At 59.8% G+C, this 16,417-nt stretch carries 17 protein-coding genes; 9 read left to right on the top strand and 8 right to left on the bottom strand.

Features of this window, described 5'->3' with window-relative positions; genetic code table 11:
* On the top strand, nucleotides 1-205 hold a 205-nt coding region (locus ACYBHZ_RS16575), incomplete at its 5' end, for an integrase core domain-containing protein (protein WP_460275403.1).
* A 109-nt stretch (nucleotides 206-314) separates the two neighbouring features.
* Here the strand turns inward: ACYBHZ_RS16575 and ACYBHZ_RS16570 are convergent.
* Nucleotides 315-1,859, bottom strand: a complete 1,545-nt coding sequence (locus ACYBHZ_RS16570) for an amidase (protein WP_460275402.1) — start codon at nucleotides 1,857-1,859, stop codon at nucleotides 315-317.
* A gap of 477 nt (nucleotides 1,860-2,336) precedes the next feature.
* Between ACYBHZ_RS16570 and ACYBHZ_RS16565 the strand changes: the two genes are divergently transcribed.
* The 7 genes from ACYBHZ_RS16565 to urtE all read left to right on the top strand — a co-directional run bounded on the left by ACYBHZ_RS16565 (nucleotide 2,337) and on the right by urtE (nucleotide 9,206).
* Nucleotides 2,337-3,488: a transporter substrate-binding domain-containing protein gene (locus ACYBHZ_RS16565; RefSeq protein ID WP_460275411.1), complete on the top strand. Its 1,152-nt coding sequence runs from the start codon at nucleotides 2,337-2,339 to the stop codon at nucleotides 3,486-3,488.
* Nucleotides 3,489-3,498: 10 nt separating this feature from the next.
* Entirely contained in the window at nucleotides 3,499-4,140 is a 642-nt protein-coding gene (locus tag ACYBHZ_RS16560) for an ANTAR domain-containing response regulator (RefSeq protein WP_460275401.1), read from the top strand.
* 260 nt (nucleotides 4,141-4,400) lie between these two features.
* Nucleotides 4,401-5,648: a transporter substrate-binding domain-containing protein gene (locus ACYBHZ_RS16555; protein WP_460275400.1), complete on the top strand. Its 1,248-nt coding sequence runs from the start codon at nucleotides 4,401-4,403 to the stop codon at nucleotides 5,646-5,648.
* 91 nt (nucleotides 5,649-5,739) lie between these two features.
* Nucleotides 5,740-6,633, top strand: coding sequence for an urea ABC transporter permease subunit UrtB (gene urtB / locus ACYBHZ_RS16550; protein ID WP_460275399.1), 894 nt, complete (start codon nucleotides 5,740-5,742; stop codon nucleotides 6,631-6,633).
* A 1-nt stretch (nucleotide 6,634) separates the two neighbouring features.
* Nucleotides 6,635-7,765: an urea ABC transporter permease subunit UrtC gene (urtC, locus tag ACYBHZ_RS16545; protein ID WP_460275398.1), complete on the top strand. Its 1,131-nt coding sequence runs from the start codon at nucleotides 6,635-6,637 to the stop codon at nucleotides 7,763-7,765.
* Complete coding sequence (gene urtD / locus ACYBHZ_RS16540) at nucleotides 7,762-8,511, top strand: urea ABC transporter ATP-binding protein UrtD (protein WP_460275397.1); 750 nt, start codon at nucleotides 7,762-7,764, stop codon at nucleotides 8,509-8,511. Before urtC ends, urtD begins: the two co-directional genes overlap by 4 nt.
* On the top strand, nucleotides 8,511-9,206 hold the full coding sequence (gene urtE / locus ACYBHZ_RS16535) for an urea ABC transporter ATP-binding subunit UrtE (protein ID WP_460275396.1): 696 nt from the start codon (nucleotides 8,511-8,513) through the stop codon (nucleotides 9,204-9,206). Before urtD ends, urtE begins: the two co-directional genes overlap by 1 nt.
* A 327-nt stretch (nucleotides 9,207-9,533) precedes the next feature.
* On the opposite strand, the gene thiD is transcribed toward urtE, so the two are convergent.
* From thiD to thiC, 7 genes are read right to left on the bottom strand one after another with little or no spacing between them, the layout of a single operon-like run.
* Nucleotides 9,534-10,304, bottom strand: coding sequence for a bifunctional hydroxymethylpyrimidine kinase/phosphomethylpyrimidine kinase (thiD, locus tag ACYBHZ_RS16530; protein WP_460275395.1), 771 nt, complete (start codon nucleotides 10,302-10,304; stop codon nucleotides 9,534-9,536).
* Nucleotides 10,301-11,224 (bottom strand): ThiF family adenylyltransferase, encoded by a 924-nt coding sequence (locus tag ACYBHZ_RS16525; protein ID WP_460275394.1) that lies wholly within the window; start codon nucleotides 11,222-11,224, stop codon nucleotides 10,301-10,303. Before ACYBHZ_RS16525 ends, thiD begins: the two co-directional genes overlap by 4 nt.
* Nucleotides 11,221-11,829, bottom strand: coding sequence for a thiamine phosphate synthase (locus tag ACYBHZ_RS16520; RefSeq protein ID WP_460275393.1), 609 nt, complete (start codon nucleotides 11,827-11,829; stop codon nucleotides 11,221-11,223). The genes ACYBHZ_RS16525 and ACYBHZ_RS16520 overlap by 4 nt, the downstream gene beginning before the upstream one ends.
* Nucleotides 11,826-12,587 (bottom strand): thiazole synthase, encoded by a 762-nt coding sequence (locus tag ACYBHZ_RS16515; protein WP_460275392.1) that lies wholly within the window; start codon nucleotides 12,585-12,587, stop codon nucleotides 11,826-11,828. The genes ACYBHZ_RS16520 and ACYBHZ_RS16515 overlap by 4 nt, the downstream gene beginning before the upstream one ends.
* 1 nt (nucleotide 12,588) lies before the next feature.
* Complete coding sequence (gene thiS / locus ACYBHZ_RS16510; RefSeq protein WP_460275391.1) at nucleotides 12,589-12,786, bottom strand: sulfur carrier protein ThiS; 198 nt, start codon at nucleotides 12,784-12,786, stop codon at nucleotides 12,589-12,591.
* Nucleotides 12,776-13,708, bottom strand: a complete 933-nt coding sequence (locus ACYBHZ_RS16505) for an FAD-dependent oxidoreductase (protein ID WP_460275390.1) — start codon at nucleotides 13,706-13,708, stop codon at nucleotides 12,776-12,778. Before ACYBHZ_RS16505 ends, thiS begins: the two co-directional genes overlap by 11 nt.
* Nucleotides 13,705-15,492, bottom strand: coding sequence for a phosphomethylpyrimidine synthase ThiC (gene thiC / locus ACYBHZ_RS16500; protein ID WP_460275389.1), 1,788 nt, complete (start codon nucleotides 15,490-15,492; stop codon nucleotides 13,705-13,707). The genes ACYBHZ_RS16505 and thiC overlap by 4 nt, the downstream gene beginning before the upstream one ends.
* 584 nt (nucleotides 15,493-16,076) lie before the next feature.
* Between thiC and ACYBHZ_RS16495 the strand changes: the two genes are divergently transcribed.
* Entirely contained in the window at nucleotides 16,077-16,241 is a 165-nt protein-coding gene (locus tag ACYBHZ_RS16495; RefSeq protein WP_460275410.1) for a hypothetical protein, read from the top strand.
* Nucleotides 16,242-16,417 lie beyond the last annotated feature (176 nt).

Here is a 16,417-nt window from a genome sequence, read left to right as displayed (position 1 = left end):
GCTCTGGCGGCCCCTGAAATACGAGTGTGTCTACCTGTATGCATGGAAGACCGGCTCGGAGGCAAAGGCAGGCATCCGGAAATGGATAACCGTTTACAACAACCAACCCCCACACTCAGCCCTTGGCGGCAGGCCACCAGCCGTGGTCTATTGGCTGAGAAATGACAAAACCCAAACCGATCAGCAGGAACTGAGAGTAGCTTAATTTACGCCAAATTCGGTCCAGAGAACCGGGACTACTTCACCTCAAGCGCAGCCAAATAGGAGGCCAGCTTGAGGTGTTTTGCTTTTGGAATGCTTCTCCCGTTGTGAGATTACAGCGCTGGTTTCCGGTGTTTGGTGTGTTGTTCGTAGGCATAGGCACATTGGATCAATGTGGCCTCGGCCCATTGCTTGCCAAGGAAGATCAGTTCGAATGGTGCTCCTGACGCATAGTACCCGGCCGGAACGGTGACACCCGGAATGCCGGCAATGTTGAGTTCACCGACGGTGGTTTCCAGAATCGCATCGCCAGAATGCAGCCCGGGTAGTTCCTGAAGCATTTGCGGGTAGACCAGCCCATCGAGGTTATGCTTTGCAAACACCTCATCCATAAGTGTCAGATATTTCGCTTTCAGCGCGGTGAATTCCGGCATGGCGGGCGGCGTTTCCGGCGATTTGATCGCTTCGCGGAAATCTTCCAACTCGTAGAGATAGCCAAGGATCGCCCCTTTCTCGAAAGGGTCTTCCGAGGCCGTCGCGGCAACAAATTCGTCCCACGTTTTGAGGGCCGCATCCGGCCCGAGGCGGCGCAGGTACATCGTCATGTCATAGGCGATGGACTCGAGGCCGCGCCCGTCAAAGAACGGCGTGCCCGGCGTGACTTGGCGGAGGCTGGAAAATTCCGTCCCGGCAAAGGGGTCTTCGACCAGAATGGCACCTGCCGCCTCCAGTTCCGACTTGGCGCGGGCGTACAATTTTGCTGCTTCGTCCGAAAGGGCATCCGGGCGCCAGCCGGGACCATAAAGACCGAGGCGCTTGCCTTTCAGCCCCTCTTTCGACAGGCCCTCCGCGTAGCTCGCCGGGATTTTCCCGACAGAGGCCAGCGTTTTGGGGTCTTCGATGGTGAACCCCGCAAGGGCGTCGAGGCAGAGCGCTGCGTCTTCGACGGTGCGGGCAATCGGGCCGACGACATCGCGGTTGCCGGACAGCGGAACCACACCGGCATTCGGCACGAGGCCAATGGTCGGTTTGATGCCCACAAGCCCCTGCGCGGAGGCCGGGTTCTGGATCGACCCGCCGGTTTCTTCGGCCAGACCGACGACGGCCATATGGGTCGCGACGGCGGCGGCAGTCCCCGCGCTCGACCCGCCGGGGGCGCGGTCTTCGATGGCGGGGTTGATGGTCGGGCCAGCCCAGCTGTCATTGGCGTGGGTGCCGGTCCAGCTCAGGATCGGCACATTGGTTTTGCCAAGGATGACCGCATCCGCCGCGCGCATCCGCGCCACCACCGGGCTGTCGCGCTCGGGCATGAGATCGACGCCGCCCGACGCCGCATGAAGCAACCGCCACCCGGCGGTCGAGGGAAAGCCCTTCATGTCCATCGGATCTTTGACGACAATGGGCACACCGGCCAGAGGGCCAAGCTCTTCTCCCGCCGCACGACGACGGTCGATGTCTTTTGCGGTCTCCAAAGCCGCGTCGTTTTCAAAGATCACCGCATTGTATGTGCCATTCACCGCTTTCATCTGTGCGATTGCGGCTTTGGTCAGGGCTTCGGCGCTGTAACGGCCGCTCTGGAGGCCCTCTTGAATGTCGCGAATCGTCAGCTCGCCCAACGCCTCAGTGGTCAGATCGAGTGTCTCATTGGTGGTCGTCATAACAGTCCTTTCCCGGCACCAGGCACAGCGCCGCCATGGCCCGGCCAATGGAGACCGGACAGCATAAATACGAGAGATCGTCATGCGACATGCTGGCAACCGTGCAGGCCACCCAAAGGGGTCGAACGACAATCGAAGTGAGAGAGTCTGACGGCATTGTCAGTATGAGGAAATCAGGGGAGAGTCATGATTTCCCTTTGAGACCAAGGGTCTGAATGGTGTTCGGTGGCCTGACGCAGAGGGGCAGGGGACCGACGATGCCTTTGATCCTGATATTTTGCGCCGTTCTGGTCAAGGTCGAAAATGTCCTGTGATGACGGGAGCCGCACCACATGCGATCTTTTGAAAATCGCCGTTTGACATTCGATCTGAATTCGATTTGTCTGAGGGCTATTCAACCTTGAGCAGGGCGGCTCTCTTTCCAGACGCGTTTCTGGACAGGGCCGCTTTTTGTTTTTTGTGGGGGTCAATTTGACGATGGAAAATGTCTGGCCGATTGGCATCGTGATGTCCGAAACGGGTGTCACGGGGACGGTCGAGAAAACGCAGGTCATGGCGGTGAAGCTGGCTGTGGAGGAAGTGAATGCGGAGGGCGGTGTCCTTGGCAAACCTCTTTTGCCGCTGTTTCGCGATCCGGCCTCGACCCCGCGCAACTACCGTGACATGACCCACGAATTGTGCCGGGACCACGGGGTGCGGGTGATCTTTGGCGGACATATGTCGAGCACGCGTAAGGCCATGCTGCCCATGGTCGAGGCGCAGAATGCGCTGATGTTCTACCCGACGCTCTATGAGGGGTTCGAGTATTCGCGCCATTGCATCTACACCGGGGCTGCGCCGAACCAGAACTCTGTGCCTTTGGTCGATTATCTGCTGGAAACCTGCGGTAAGCGCATCTTTCTGGTCGGATCGGATTACGTCTATCCTTACGAATCCAACCGTATCGTCGCGGATTTGTTTCGCTCGAAAGGCGGGCGGGTTCTCGATGAGATTTTCGTGCCGCTCGATCTGCGCGACGAGGACATCAAACCGATCCTCAACCGGATTTATGAAACCCAGCCCGACATGATCTATTCGACCATCGTGGGCGATGGCATCGTCAAATTCTATGAGGCCTTCAAAGCGGCGGGGTTCGACCCGGAAACCATGCCCATCGCCTCGCAATCCACCTCTGAAGTGGATGTCATGCGCATGAAACCCGGCACCGCGGAGGGGCATATCATCGCCGCGCCTTTCTTTGACAGCTTGCAGGTGCCGTCCGCCTTGGGGTTCATCAAGGCGTTTCACGAGGTCTCTGGCGGACTGCCCGCAACGGCCCCCGCAGAAGCGGCCTATTATTCGGTCCATCTGTTCGCCAAAGCCTTGGCTCTGGCCGGGGAAGATCACATCGACCGGCTTTTGCCCGCGCTCTACGAGGTCGAAGTCGATGCCCCTCAAGGCCCGGTGCGGATTGATCGTTTGACCAATCACACACATCTCTGGCCGCGCGTTGCCCGCATTCGGGAAAACAGTCCGTACCAAATCGTCAACAGCCCGTCGCGGCGTGTCGCGCCCGATCCCTATCTCGTCGATGTCATTGGCGCCTCCGACGACGAAGTGGCCGATCTGATGTCTCTGGTCGGCAATTAAGGGGAAAACGATGTCCTACGCTTTTCTCAAAGAGCTTCGCAATCTTTCGGTGGTCGTGTTGCACCCGATGGACGAAGAGGGGATCGCCCTCACGGATCACCTGCGCCGCATCGGGTGTTCGCCGCAGCTGATCTGGCCGGTGCCGGACAGGTTGCCAGCACGCACCGATATTCTGATCCTCTCCATCGAGGGGCATGAACACAAAGAGCTGCGTAACTTCATGCGCTCCATCCCGAACCCGAGTCCGACCATTCTGGCGATTGTCAGCTATGAAAACCCGGCGACCTTGCAACTGGTTTTGGAAAGTGGCGCGATGGCGGTTCTGGGGCGTCCGATCAAACCCTTCGGGCTTTTGGCCAACCTCGCGATTGCCCGCAATGCATGGAAACGCACGCAAGATCTGGCGCGCGATGCCCGTCGTTACAAACGCAAGGTCAAGGGCGATCAGCTCGTTCTTCGGGCGAAATCGATTCTCATGGCGGAGCTCGATTTGCGAGAAGATGAGGCGCATCGGGAACTCCGTGCGCGGGCCATGCGGCAACGTGTGGCCATCGAAGTGCTCGCCAAGGAATTCGTTGAGGCCTATGACGCGCGGGAAGCCGGAAAAGCCTCCAGAAGTGATGAAAATATCAGCAAACGGCGAACAGAATAGCACTTGTCAGCGCGTTCAACGTCGCGCTAGTCTCTCACCACGCAAGGGATGATCCCCAGATTTCTGGCCATCTCCCTGATCGGTTCACGCCGATAGACCCATAGGCAAAGACGCCCGTTTTGATCCCGTTCGGATCATGCGGGCGTTTTGCATTCGACAATGTCGTCGACGCATTTTTTCATTTGTAACAAAGGCTTGTTGTATCTGGGGTCAAGGCCCCAGCAGGCTGAATGTTGCATCCGTCAACAGGGAAAACACACATGAACATGAAACGTCGTCAGTTCCTCTCCACCGCCGCATTGGCCACCGGAACGCTCGCCATGCCGGGCTATCTGCGCAGCGCTTTCGCCGAAGGTGACGCGATCAAGGTCGGGGCGCTCTATTCGCAGACCGGCGGGCTTTCGGTGGTCGAAAAGATGCTCGCCTCCGCCGTGCAAATGGCCGCCTCAGAAATCAATGCCGCCGGTGGCGTGATGGGCCGCCCGATCGAAGTGGTGACCGAAGACGGCGCCTCCGATCCGAAAACCTATGCCGAAAAGGCGCAAAAGCTGGTGATCAAGGATCGCGTGTCCACGGTCTTCGGCTGTCACACCTCTGCGTCGCGCAAAGCTGTGCTGCCGATCTTTGAGCGCCGCAACGCCATGCTGTTCTATCAAACCCATTACGAGGGCTTTGAATGCTCGCCGAATGTGGTCTACTCCGGTGCCGTGCCGAACCAGCAGCTCGGCAATTACATCCCGTGGATCATCGAAAAACTCGGCAAGAAAAAATTCTTCATCGTCGGCTCGAACTACGTCTATCCGCGCGAGATGGCGAAGGTCTCCAAGGGTCTCATTGAGGCGGGCGGTGCCGAATGGGTGGCCGACGAATACCTCGAGTTGGGTCATTCCGAATGGGCCGTCATGGTCAACAAGATCAAGGAATCGGGCGCCGATGTCGTGCTCTCCAACGTCGTTGGCGACTCGATCATTTCTTTCTACCGCGAGTTCATCAACCAAGGCCTGAGCCACGAAGACATCCCGATCTGCGCGACCGTGACCTCCGAGATCGAGATCGCTGCCATGGGGGCGGAATATGCGGCGGGCTCTTACACCTCGTTTCCCTACTTCATGTCGCTTGAGACCGAGGCCAACAAAAGCTTTATCGAACGCTATCGTGCCTTTGTGGGTGATCCTGCGGCGACCACTTATCACTCGCTCGAAGCCGCATATTTCCAGGTCTTCCTGTGGAAACAGGCCATCGAGGCGTCGCAGGACACCACCGCCGAAGCGATCCGCGAAGGTGTGCGCGGCCAGACCTATGCGGCCCCCGGCGGCGATGTGAAAGTCGACGAAGACAACCTGCACTGCTGGCTCACGCCGCGCATTGGTCAGTGGACCGCAGACGGTCAGTCGCAAATCGTCGACGAATATCCCGAGCCGATCAAGCCGCTGCCCTACGCCGCCTATGGTGAGGCCGCCGACAACCTGTTCTGCACGGCGCAAGGGCTCGACAGCTCCAAGCTGTAAGCCGCGAAACCTGTTCCCCTGTCCCGCGGGCGTGCCAACGCGTCCGCGGGGCTAAAATGACAAAAGAAACTTCGACAAGGAGACGGAAGTCGTGTTTGACGTCCTCTTTATCGGGCTCAGCCTCAGTTCGATCCTTCTCCTCGTCGCGCTCGGTCTGGCTGTGACCTATGGCGCGATGGGGATTATCAATATGGCGCATGGCGAAATGGTCATGCTGGGGGCCTATGTCTCCGTTCTCGCCAATATCTGGCTTGGGGCCAATCTTCTGGTCGCCATCCCCATCGCCTTTGTGGTCACGGCGCTCATCGGTCTGGTGATCGAACGCCTTGTGGTGCGACGGCTTTACGGGCGATTGCTCGATACGCTTCTGGCCACTTGGGGCATTGCGATCATCCTGCAACAGGCGATCCGCCTCGAATTCGGCCTGAGTTTTTTCGGCATTCACGTCAAAGGCCTTGGCTCCGGTTTGCAAAACGTCCCTGTGCCGCAGGCGTTGCAAGGCACCGTGTCGATCTTTGGACAAGACCTGAACGCCTACCGAATTTTCATCGTCGCCATGACGCTGGTTCTGGCCGTCGCCACTTGGGCGGTGATGTACCGGACATCTCTGGGCATGAAAGTCCGCGCGATCATTCGCAATCCGGGCATGGCCGCCGCCTGTGGCATCGACGTCAAACGCACGAACGCCATCACTTTCGCGCTGGGTTCGGGCCTTGCGGGCGTCGCGGGCGTCTTGATGGCTGGTTTCAAAACCGTGGCCCCTGACATGGGCGCGACCATGGTTGTGGACGGCTTTATGGTGGTGGTTACCGGCGGCGTCGGAAGCCTCTTTGGCACCATCGCGGCCTCGGGGCTCTTGGGTGAATTCAACGCGCTTGTTGCCATGGTCTCCAACGACATCATCGGGCGAGCTGCGGTCTTTGCCGTGGTGATCTGCGTCATCCTGATCAAGCCTGCCGGGCTCTTCACATTCAAAGGGCGCTGATATGAAAACGCTTTTCTCTTCCTATCGTGTCTGGGCCTATCTGGCCTTTGCGATCGTCATCCTCGCACTGCCTCTGATTGGGGACGAATTCTGGCTCAACCGGGTCGCGAAATACCTCTGCTACGGTATGTTGGGCGCGGCGGTCGCGCTCACTTGGGGCTATGCGGGTATTCTGAACCTCGGCCAAGGTCTGTTCTTCGGCATCGGCGCCTATGCCATGGCGATGTCGCTCAAGCTCAAAAGCTACACCTCGATGCAGCAAGGGTCCGAGACGCCCGTGCCGGATTTCATGCTCTGGAACGCGGAACCTGGCGCGCCGACCGATCTGTGCTGCATCACGCCCGGCTCTTGGCTCTGGATTCCGTTTCAATCGCAATGGGTTGGGCTCATCGTGGCCATCGTGCTGCCTGCGGTGTTTGCCTATATCATGGGGCGAATCATTTTCGGTCAGCGCATTTCTGGCGTGTTTGTGTCGATCATCACGCTGGCGCTGGTGCTTTTGACGCGGCTCATCGTGACGGACGCCCAGCCCCTGACGAACGGCTTCAATGGCCTCACGGATCTTGGCTGGTTCACCGTTTTTGGTGTCGAACTCGATCCCTATAGCAAGGTGACCTATATGGTCGTCGCCGTGGCTTTGATCATCGTTCTGGCGCTCACCCGCATGCTGGTCGCCACACGCGCAGGCACCATTCTTCAGGCCACCCGCGACAGTGACACGCGCGCGCTCTATCTGGGTTATGACGTGCCGGCCTATCAGAGCTTTTTCTTCGCTGTCTCGGCCGGGATTTCCGGGCTTGCGGGCATGCTCTACGTGATCGTGGCCGAATTTGCCTCACCTTCGTTCCTTGAATTGTCCTTCTCCGTGACCATGGTCGTCTGGGCCGCTGTCGGCGGGCGGGGGTCGATCCTCGGGGCCTGTATCGGGGCCATCCTGATCAACATGCTGGAGGCGCGGGTCTCCGAGACCGAAAGCCTTGTGGAAGCGTGGAAACTGATCATCGGTTTCGTCTTTGTCATCGTTGTCATCTACCTGCCGAAAGGCCTTTCCGGGTTGGCGCATGATCTCATGTCCAAACTGCAAAGCGCGCCCAAACTGTCGCCCGTTCAAAAAGAGGAGGCACACCAATGAGTGCCGTTGCATTGGAACTGGACGGTTTGGCCGTCGATTTTTCGGGGTTCCGTGCCGTGGACGGCGTGTCCATGGCGGTCGAACATGGCGAGTTGCGTGTCCTTTTGGGGGCGAATGGCGCCGGGAAGACCACGTTGATGGACCTGATTTCCGGCAAGACCAAATCCACCGAAGGCCGCGTCTATGTTCATGGCCGTGACGTGACCAACCAGCGTGAACATAAAATCGCCCGCGCCGGTGTGGGACGCAAGTTCCAGATCCCATCGGTGTTTTCGGGCCTGACCGTGCGCCAGAACCTCGAAGTGGCACAATCCGGGCAGCCGGGCGTGTTCGCCAATCTCAAAATGCGGTTGGACACTGAGGCGCAAGCGCGTTTGGGCGAGACGCTCGATCTCATCGGCCTGACGGAAGAGGCGGAGACAGAGGCGGGCGTACTCAGCCATGGTCAAACACAATGGCTCGAACTTGGGATGTTGATGATCCAGAACGCCTCGGTGATTTTGCTCGATGAGCCGACGGCGGGGATGACGGCGGGTGAGACCGCGAAAACGGCGGAGATCATCAATCGTCTCAAGGGCAAACACACGCTTTTGGTGGTCGAACACGATATGGCCTTCGTGCGCGACATCGCCGAACGCATCACCGTGTTGCACCTCGGCAAAGTTCTGGCCGAAGGCAATGTCGCCTTTATTGAGAGCCATCCCGACGTCAAAGCCGCCTATCTCGGAAAACAGGGGATTTCCTGATGCTCGATCTGATCAATCTCGAAAGCTATTATGGCCGCTCAAAGGCGCTCAATGGCATCACCCTGTCTGTGCCCAAAGGCGAAATCACCGGCATCGCCGGGCGCAATGGTACAGGTAAAACAACGCTCTTGAAGACCATCATGGGGCTGACGGATGACAGTTCCGGCCAAATTCGCCTATCGGACAAGGACTTGATCGCCTGTCCGACCCATGAGCGCGCGCTCTCTGGCATCGCCTATGTGCCGCAGGGGCGGGGGATTATTCCCGAATTCACCGTGCGCGAAAATATCCTCATGGGGGCCTTCGCCAACCGGGCCGGAAAACGTAGCATTCCGGAGATCGTGCCGGAGCTTTTCCCCTATCTGGCCGACAATATGTCCCGTCCCGGTGGTGTTCTTTCGGGTGGGCAACAACAACAACTCGCCATCGCGCGCGCCTTGGCGGCGGAGCCGGATGTGGTGTTGCTCGATGAGCCGAACGAGGGCATTCAGCCCTCCATCGTCGAGGAAATCGAAGCCGTCATTTTGCGCATGAAAGAGGGGCTCGGTCTGACGGTCGTACTGGTCGAGCAAAACATCGGCTTTCTGCGCCGCGCGGCGAGTAGTTTCGCGATGCTGGAAAAAGGCCGGGTGGTCGAGGCAGGCAAGATCGACGCCCTGTCCGATGAAATGGTCGAACGCCATATGACAATTTAGCCCAAAATTACCTTGTGGTGGCGCGAAGACCGAACTTCGCGTCGCTACAAGGTCGAAGCGCGGCGTCATTTTGGTGAGCGTCTCATGAAGACGGTTATACGATGCGTCTCGATGCAGGTTTGGACCCGTTATATACGGGGTATCAAGCGAATGTTGGCCATGGATCGGTTACACCTTCGAGCCATCGACCATGTTATCTAAAGCGTTTCGACTTTATGTGATAGATCAAGTTAAAGTCGAAACGCTTTAGTGGTCGGTTATGTCCGAAGTCTTTGAATTCCGCTATGTTCAGGCGCTCCCTGAAAATATCCTTTTGACTGATGATGCTCACTGTTGCGAAGCGTGTGGGGATTGCATGTTCAACATCGCTTCATGTGTATGGTGGAACCGCAACATCACAAGTGCTCGGGCCTGACGAACAGCTTCGGGCAGGTCTCTATTCTGAGCCAGTGTAACCGCTATGGCGCTGGCAATCTGGCATCCTGTTCCCCGAAGAGAGAAGTCGTATCGGGGCCCGCTAAAAATCTGCATGTCTCCGTTTGCCTGATAAAGCCTGTCTTCGCAGAGCGAGCCCAACTCTGCATGCCCTCCTTTGACCAAAACCGCTCCGCAGCCACAGGCGAGGAGTGCCTCAACGCAAGTGCCCTCATCGCTGTCGTCTCTGAGCCCAAGCCTGTCCGAGAGCATCCGAAGCTCTGGCAGGTTGGGAGTGATTAGCGTCGTGTGGGGCAATAAATCCGAGATAAGGGCATCGATCCCTGTGTTGTCGAGCAATACGCGCCCGGAGCTCGACGCAATAACAGGGTCAAGCACAAGGGGGGCATCCGGCAGGCCGCGCGCCACGGCGCGGACAACAGGTGCTGCGCCGAGCATTCCGATTTTGACCGCATCAACACAGGAAGCGACCTTTACCTGCTCTCCCACGAGTTCGGGTGACATCATCTGGACGGCGCTGACGTTCGCATCTGTTTGGGCCGTGACCGCGGTCACCGCGATGGAGGTCTCGGCGCCCATAGATGCGGCCGTGGCGATGTCGCGGGCCAGCCCGGCCCCGCCGCTGGAATCCGTTCCTCCGATCAGAAGGACCCGCACGCTCATGCGCCCACCGCACAGATCGCCACCCGACCATGCCCGCTCTCAGTCAACAGTTTTGCCGCGCGCCAGGCACGCAGGCCGCTTGTGCAGAGAAAAACCACGCGTCGCTCCGGAGCGAGAGCAGCTTGCGTCGCATCTATGCCGTCGTGTTCCCGCAGATCGACCAGAATGTCAGCTTTTGAGATCTGTCCCTGCGCAATGATCTCGGGGAAAATCTCATCGGGTTCCTCCGCCCCGTCAAAGGTGAACTGCGACATGCGCCAGGTCGCGAAATCGACCGACAGCAACTGCCCGAGCGGCGAAGGTGCGTGATGCAATAAGACCGAGAGGGCCATCTGTGCTTGTATCGCGCCGAGGGTGGCAACAGTTGGCCCCATCACCCCCGCCGTCGCGCAGTTTGCGGCAACGGCGGGAGGGGCCGGGAAGACGGCGCGCAGGCTTGGCGATGTGCCGCAAAAACCGCCGACATAGCCTTGCCGGCCAAGCACGGATGCGCTGATCAAAGGTTTGGCGAGACGCTGACACAGATCAGAAAGCGCATAGCTGGCGGCAAAACTGTCGGCCGCGTCGATCACGAGATCAATGGCGTCTATTTCCTGCTGTGCAGTGATCGGATCGAGCCGCGCGACTTTTGCCTGCACATTGCAGTCGGGGTTGAGCGCTCTCAGGTGTCGCTGGGCGATTTCTGCTTTGGGCTTGCCGAGGTCGTCCATCCGGTAGAGCGTTTGGCGATGTAGATTGCTTTCTTCGACGCTGTCGGGGTCGTAGACAGTGATCGTCCCGACGCCAGCTCCAGCTAAAAGCGGCAAGAGCACAGAGCCAAGCCCGCCAGCCCCCGCGACCAGAACCTTTGCCGCGGCGAGCCGGGCCTGACCTTCGGGGCCGATCTCCGGCAGGCAGGTCTGTCTGACGTAGCGGCTCATTTCACATACTCCCGCGTGGCTTTGATCCACTCTGCGCATCGCGCCTCAGGATCGGTGGCCGTGGCGATGTCGGTCACCACGGCGGCACTGTCTGCGCCCGCCTCAAAGAGGCCGGGCAGGCGTTCGGGTGTCAGTCCGCCGATGCCGACGAGCGGGGTGTCTCCGGCCATGGCCTTCCAGCGCCGCACCCGATCCAAGCCTTGCGGCCCCCATTTCATCTTTTTCAAAAGCGTCGGATAGACCGGCCCCAAGGCGACATAGGCGGGGTCATGAGATAGCGCGCGCTCTAATTCTGTCTCGTCATGGGTGGAAAGTCCGAAACGGACCCCGGCACGCCTGAGCGCGGCAAAATCGGCGGTCTCCATATCCTCTTGGCCGAGGTGCACAAAGCGACACTTCAGGTCGAGCGCGGCCTGCCAATAGTCGTTCACCACAAGCTGGGCGCGATGCACCGCACAAAAATCGCGGGCGCGGCGGATTTGACGGCGGACTTCGTCGTCGGGCTGATCCTTGATCCGAAGTTGCACGAGGCGCACGCCCTGCGGCACGAGCAGTTCCAACTGACTGACATGGCTGACGATGAGATAAAACGGATCAAGCGTCATGCCAAAAGCTCCGCCATGCCGAACACCGGGGTGGAGGCCTCAGCCATATCGCGCCGTGGCATGAGGCCCGCGTCATAGGCCTGTTTTCCGGCGTCGACAGCACGGGAAAAGGCCCCGGCCATGGCCACAGGGTTGACGGCCTTGGCCACGGCGGTGTTCAAAAGCACCGCATCGAAGCCTATTTCCATCGCTTGTGCGGCTTGTGACGGCGCGCCGATCCCGGCGTCGATCACCAGAGGCACATCGCGAAAATGCGCGCGCATGGTCCGTAAGCCTTCGATGTTGCGCAGCCCTTGGCCGGAGCCAATCGGCGCACCCCACGGCATCAACACGCGGCACCCGGCCTCGATCAGTTTTTCGCCGAGGATCAGATCTTCGGTGGTGTAGGGAAAGACCTCGAAGCCGTCGGCGCAGAGGATGCGCGCGGCTTCGACCAAGGCGAAGGGGTCGGGTTGTAGCGTGTCGGCATGGCCGATCACTTCGAGTTTGATCCAGTTGGTCCCAAAGACTTCGCGCGCCATCTGCGCCGTGGTGACCGCTTCGCGGGCGCTGTGACAGCCCGCCGTGTTGGGCAGGATGCGACAGCCGCTGTCTTTGAGAATGTCACGAAACCCCGCGCCGCCCGCGCCCTCGCGACGAAGCGAGACGGTGATCATCTCCGTGCCTGAGGCCGCGATGGCCGCGCGCAAGATGTCGGGGGAGGGGTATTGCGCCGTGCCGAGCAGCAGGCGGTTTTTCAACTCGGTGCCGTAGAACATGTCAGCCCCCTTGCATCGGCGAGAGAAGCTCGATCTTCATGCCCGCCGTCAGGTTGACCCCCTTGCGCGCGTCGCGCGGCACGAATTGCCCGTCAACGGCAGAGGCGACAGAGCGCGCCTCATAGTTTTGCTCCGTGATCAGCGCGGCCAGCGTGGGGACTGAGGTTTCGACAGACTGTCCGTTCAATTCAATGCGCATCGGCGTTCTCCTGTGTCAAAAGCCCGGCCAGCTCCATGCCCAGAACGGGGGCCATCAGAAAGCCGTGGCGATACATGCCGTTGATGTGAAATCCCGTGTCCTTGCGGCGCAGGGCCGGGATATTGTCGGGAAAAGACGGGCGCAGGTCGGCGCCGGTCATGATGATTTCGGCCTCGGCAAAGGCGGGGTGAAGGCTATAGGCCGCCGAGAGCAATTCCATCGCCGCGCGCGCCGTGATCGGGCCGGAGCGAGAGGATTCGACCATGGTCGCCCCGATCATGAACCGCCCCTCGCCGCGCGGTACGATGTAACAGGGAAACCGAGGATGCAGCAGGCGCACGGGCCGCGAGAGCGTGACCTCGGGCGTGTAAACCTCAAGCATCTCGCCCCGTACACCGCGCAGATCGGGGAGGGTCTCGGCGGCGGACATGCCGCGACAGTCCACGATCCGCCCCTGTGGTGCGCCGTCGCGAAACACGACGCCCTGCGCGAGAAGCCTGTGCTTGAGCGCGGTGAGCGCTGCGTTTGGATCAAGATGGGCTTCGTTCTCAAAATAGAGCCCGCGGGCAAAGCGATCCTCGAGATCGGGTTCCAACGCATTGGGCGTGACCCAGCGATGCGCGCGGGTGGCACGGGCGAAGCGGTCGAGTTCCCGGGCATCGCGGGGGGGCGCCACGACCAGCGTGCCGTGTCGGGTCACATCCACATGGGCGGCCCACCACGCGATGGCGGCCTGACCCCGCGTGACGATGATGTCAGGGGCGCTTTCTCCCTCGCAAAACGGCGCCAGCATTCCGCCCGCCAAACGGGAGGCGGGCGCGGGGGCGATGTCGGGGCATATCACCTCGACCTCGACCCCCGCGTCCATGAGGGCGGTGGCGGCGCAAAGCCCCGCCACGCCTGATCCAAGGATCGAGATCATTCGGCCGGTTCCGCAGCAGGAATGTAGAGTTCCCCGCCCTCGCGGAATTTTTCCGCCATGGAGGCCATGCCTTCCTGTTTGGCCGCTTCGGCACGGATGTCGTGAGAAATCCGCATCGAACAGAATTTCGGCCCGCACATGGAACAGAAATGCGCCACCTTATGCGCCTCTTTCGGCATGGTTTCATCGTGCATTTCGCGCGCCGTGTCCGGGTCGAGGCCGAGGTTGAACTGATCCTCCCAGCGGAATTCGAACCGCGCCCGCGACAGCGCATCGTCGCGCAGCTGCGCACCGGGATGACCTTTGGCGAGATCGGCGGCATGGGCGGCGAGTTTGTAGGTGATGACGCCAGTTTTCACATCGTCGCGGTCGGGCAGGCCAAGGTGTTCTTTCGGCGTCACATAGCAGAGCATCGCGGTGCCGAACCAGCCGATCATCGCCGCGCCGATGGCGGAGGTGATGTGATCATAGCCCGGCGCGATGTCGGTCGTGAGCGGCCCGAGCGTGTAGAAGGGCGCCTCGTGACAATGCTTGAGCTGCTCGTCCATGTTCTCCTTGATCTTGTGCATCGGCACGTGACCGGGGCCTTCGATCATGACTTGGCAATCCTTGGCCCAGGCGATTTTGGTCAGCTCGCCCAGCGTCCGCAGCTCGGCAAATTGCGCCTCGTCATTGGCGTCGGCAATCGAGCCGGGGCGCAGCCCGTCGCCCAAGGAGAACGACACGTCATAACGGCGGCAGATGTCGCAAATCTCGTCGAAATGCTCGTAGAGAAAGCTCTCGCGGTGATGGTGCAGGCACCATTTCGCCATGATCGACCCGCCGCGCGAGACGATGCCGGTGACGCGTTTGGCGGTCATCGGGATCATGTGAAGCCGCACACCGGCGTGAATGGTGAAGTAATCGACGCCTTGCTCGGCCTGTTCGATCAGCGTGTCGCGGAAGACTTCCCACGTCAGGTCCTCTGCAATGCCGCCGACCTTTTCCAGCGCCTGATAGAGCGGCACGGTGCCGATCGGAACCGGCGCGTTGCGGATAATCCAGTCGCGGATGTTGTGGATGTTGCGTCCTGTTGAGAGGTCCATCACCGTGTCGCCGCCCCAACGGATCGCCCAGACCATTTTCTCCACCTCTTCCTCCATCGAAGAGGTAACGGCGGAGTTGCCGATATTGGCGTTGATCTTAACCTTGAAATTGCGCCCGATGATCATCGGCTCCAATTCGCGGTGGTTGATGTTGGCGGGAATGATCGCCCGGCCTTCGGCGATTTCCTGACGGACGAATTCGGGCGTGACCAGATCGGGCAGGGTGGCCCCGAAGCCCTCACCGTCGGTTTTCGCGCCCGACAGACGGCCTTCGTTTTCGCGGATCGCGACGAATTCCATCTCCGGCGTGATGATCCCGGCCTTGGCATAGGCCAGCTGGGTCACGGCGCGGTCGCCCACGGCACGCAAGGGGGCGCGTTGGTGCGGGAAGGCGGGCGTCAGGCGTTCGCCGGTGGCAAATCCATTGTCGGCCTTGGTGACCGCGCGGCCTTCGTATTCTTCGACATCGCCGCGCTGATGTTGCCAGCCGCCGCGCACATCCGGCAGGCCTTGGGCAATGTCGATCTGGGCCGCCGGGTCGGTGTAGGGGCCGGAGCTGTCATAGACCCGAAGAGGCGCCTCGCCCGTCACCGCGATTTCACGCAGCGGCACGCGCAGCTCATGCAGATCGCCATGCACGTAGATTTTTTGCGATGCAGGCAAAGCGCCGGTGGTGATGGTGGGGATGGTATCTTTCATTTCGGTCTCCTCAAACGATGAGACCCAAGTGAAACGGGTAGCAGACATGGACCGCTGCCCTTGCGTGTAAACGCAATAGGGCCATGCGGCCCGAAAGGACCGCCCTCATGATCGAGATTGCGGAGATGCCCTTCGGTCTTCCTACGCCAGTGTCAACTGGGTCAGGTTCTAAGGGTCGCGTCACCTCGGGCGGGTTTGCCGCCGTCAATCAGCCTCTCAGTCCCTTAGGCGGGACTCCCCTGACGTGGGGCTATAATCTTGGGGCGGCTGGAGTATGTCAATGGGAAAGCTGTGCTCGTTGTGAAGTTCTGAATGGGGCTCGCGCCTAAAGCGTTTCGACTTAAACCTGAAACAGGGTTTGAGCAGAAACGCGGTGCAACGTCCAAGCGGAGCGGGCGTTTCGACTTTATGTGATAGATCAAGTTAAAGTCGAAACGCTTTAGGTACAGCCTCTTAACCAGAGCAGTAGGGTGGCGGCGAGAGTGACAGCTGAGAGGAAGACATCCGACCTATGGCCACTGTGCCGGGTTGTTCACGCGCGATCTTGGCAGGGCGATCCGGGCTTCTCGCAGATCGAGGCGGGGATGGTCTGGATCAACGGTTGCGGACGTTCTCGCGATTACATTCTGCCGACAGGGGGCTGGAAAGCCTCGGGGTTGGGTAAGGATTTGGGCCGCGAAGCGTATCATGCGAACCGCCGCATGAAGTCGGTTCTGGCCGATCTGTGGGCGCGAAGGAGATATCTATGACAACGCATAAGCTGGCTTTGGTTGAGGTGCCTCTAGATTTGTAGACGCATTGCCCCCTAATTTTGAGGCAAGGAGGCCGCCATGGGGACAAACAATTACAGTGAGGGTTTCAAACGCGATGCCGTGGGACGGCGTTCAGGCGTTTTGATCTGTGGTTTGAGTAATATTTATTTAAT

The organism is Celeribacter sp. ULVN23_4 (assembly GCF_054788345.1).
Note: the sequence above shows the minus strand (reverse complement) of the source record. Positions and strands in the feature narration are given on the sequence as shown.

Bases quoted from the DNA above. Each gene is read 5' to 3' on its own strand.
- ACYBHZ_RS16570 (WP_460275402.1), bottom strand. From the start codon at position 1,859: ATGACGACCACCAATGAGACACTCGATCTGACCACTGAGGCGTTGGGC.
- ACYBHZ_RS16565 (WP_460275411.1), top strand. From the start codon at position 2,337: ATGGAAAATGTCTGGCCGATTGGCATCGTGATGTCCGAAACGGGTGTC.
- ACYBHZ_RS16560 (WP_460275401.1), top strand. From the start codon at position 3,499: ATGTCCTACGCTTTTCTCAAAGAGCTTCGCAATCTTTCGGTGGTCGTG.
- ACYBHZ_RS16555 (WP_460275400.1), top strand. From the start codon at position 4,401: ATGAACATGAAACGTCGTCAGTTCCTCTCCACCGCCGCATTGGCCACC.
- urtC (WP_460275398.1), top strand. From the start codon at position 6,635: ATGAAAACGCTTTTCTCTTCCTATCGTGTCTGGGCCTATCTGGCCTTT.
- urtD (WP_460275397.1), top strand. From the start codon at position 7,762: ATGAGTGCCGTTGCATTGGAACTGGACGGTTTGGCCGTCGATTTTTCG.
- urtE (WP_460275396.1), top strand. From the start codon at position 8,511: ATGCTCGATCTGATCAATCTCGAAAGCTATTATGGCCGCTCAAAGGCG.
- thiD (WP_460275395.1), bottom strand. From the start codon at position 10,304: ATGAGCGTGCGGGTCCTTCTGATCGGAGGAACGGATTCCAGCGGCGGG.
- ACYBHZ_RS16525 (WP_460275394.1), bottom strand. From the start codon at position 11,224: ATGAGCCGCTACGTCAGACAGACCTGCCTGCCGGAGATCGGCCCCGAA.
- ACYBHZ_RS16520 (WP_460275393.1), bottom strand. From the start codon at position 11,829: ATGACGCTTGATCCGTTTTATCTCATCGTCAGCCATGTCAGTCAGTTG.
- ACYBHZ_RS16515 (WP_460275392.1), bottom strand. From the start codon at position 12,587: ATGTTCTACGGCACCGAGTTGAAAAACCGCCTGCTGCTCGGCACGGCG.
- thiS (WP_460275391.1), bottom strand. From the start codon at position 12,786: ATGCGCATTGAATTGAACGGACAGTCTGTCGAAACCTCAGTCCCCACG.
- ACYBHZ_RS16505 (WP_460275390.1), bottom strand. From the start codon at position 13,708: ATGATCTCGATCCTTGGATCAGGCGTGGCGGGGCTTTGCGCCGCCACC.
- thiC (WP_460275389.1), bottom strand. From the start codon at position 15,492: ATGAAAGATACCATCCCCACCATCACCACCGGCGCTTTGCCTGCATCG.
- ACYBHZ_RS16495 (WP_460275410.1), top strand. From the start codon at position 16,077: ATGGTCTGGATCAACGGTTGCGGACGTTCTCGCGATTACATTCTGCCG.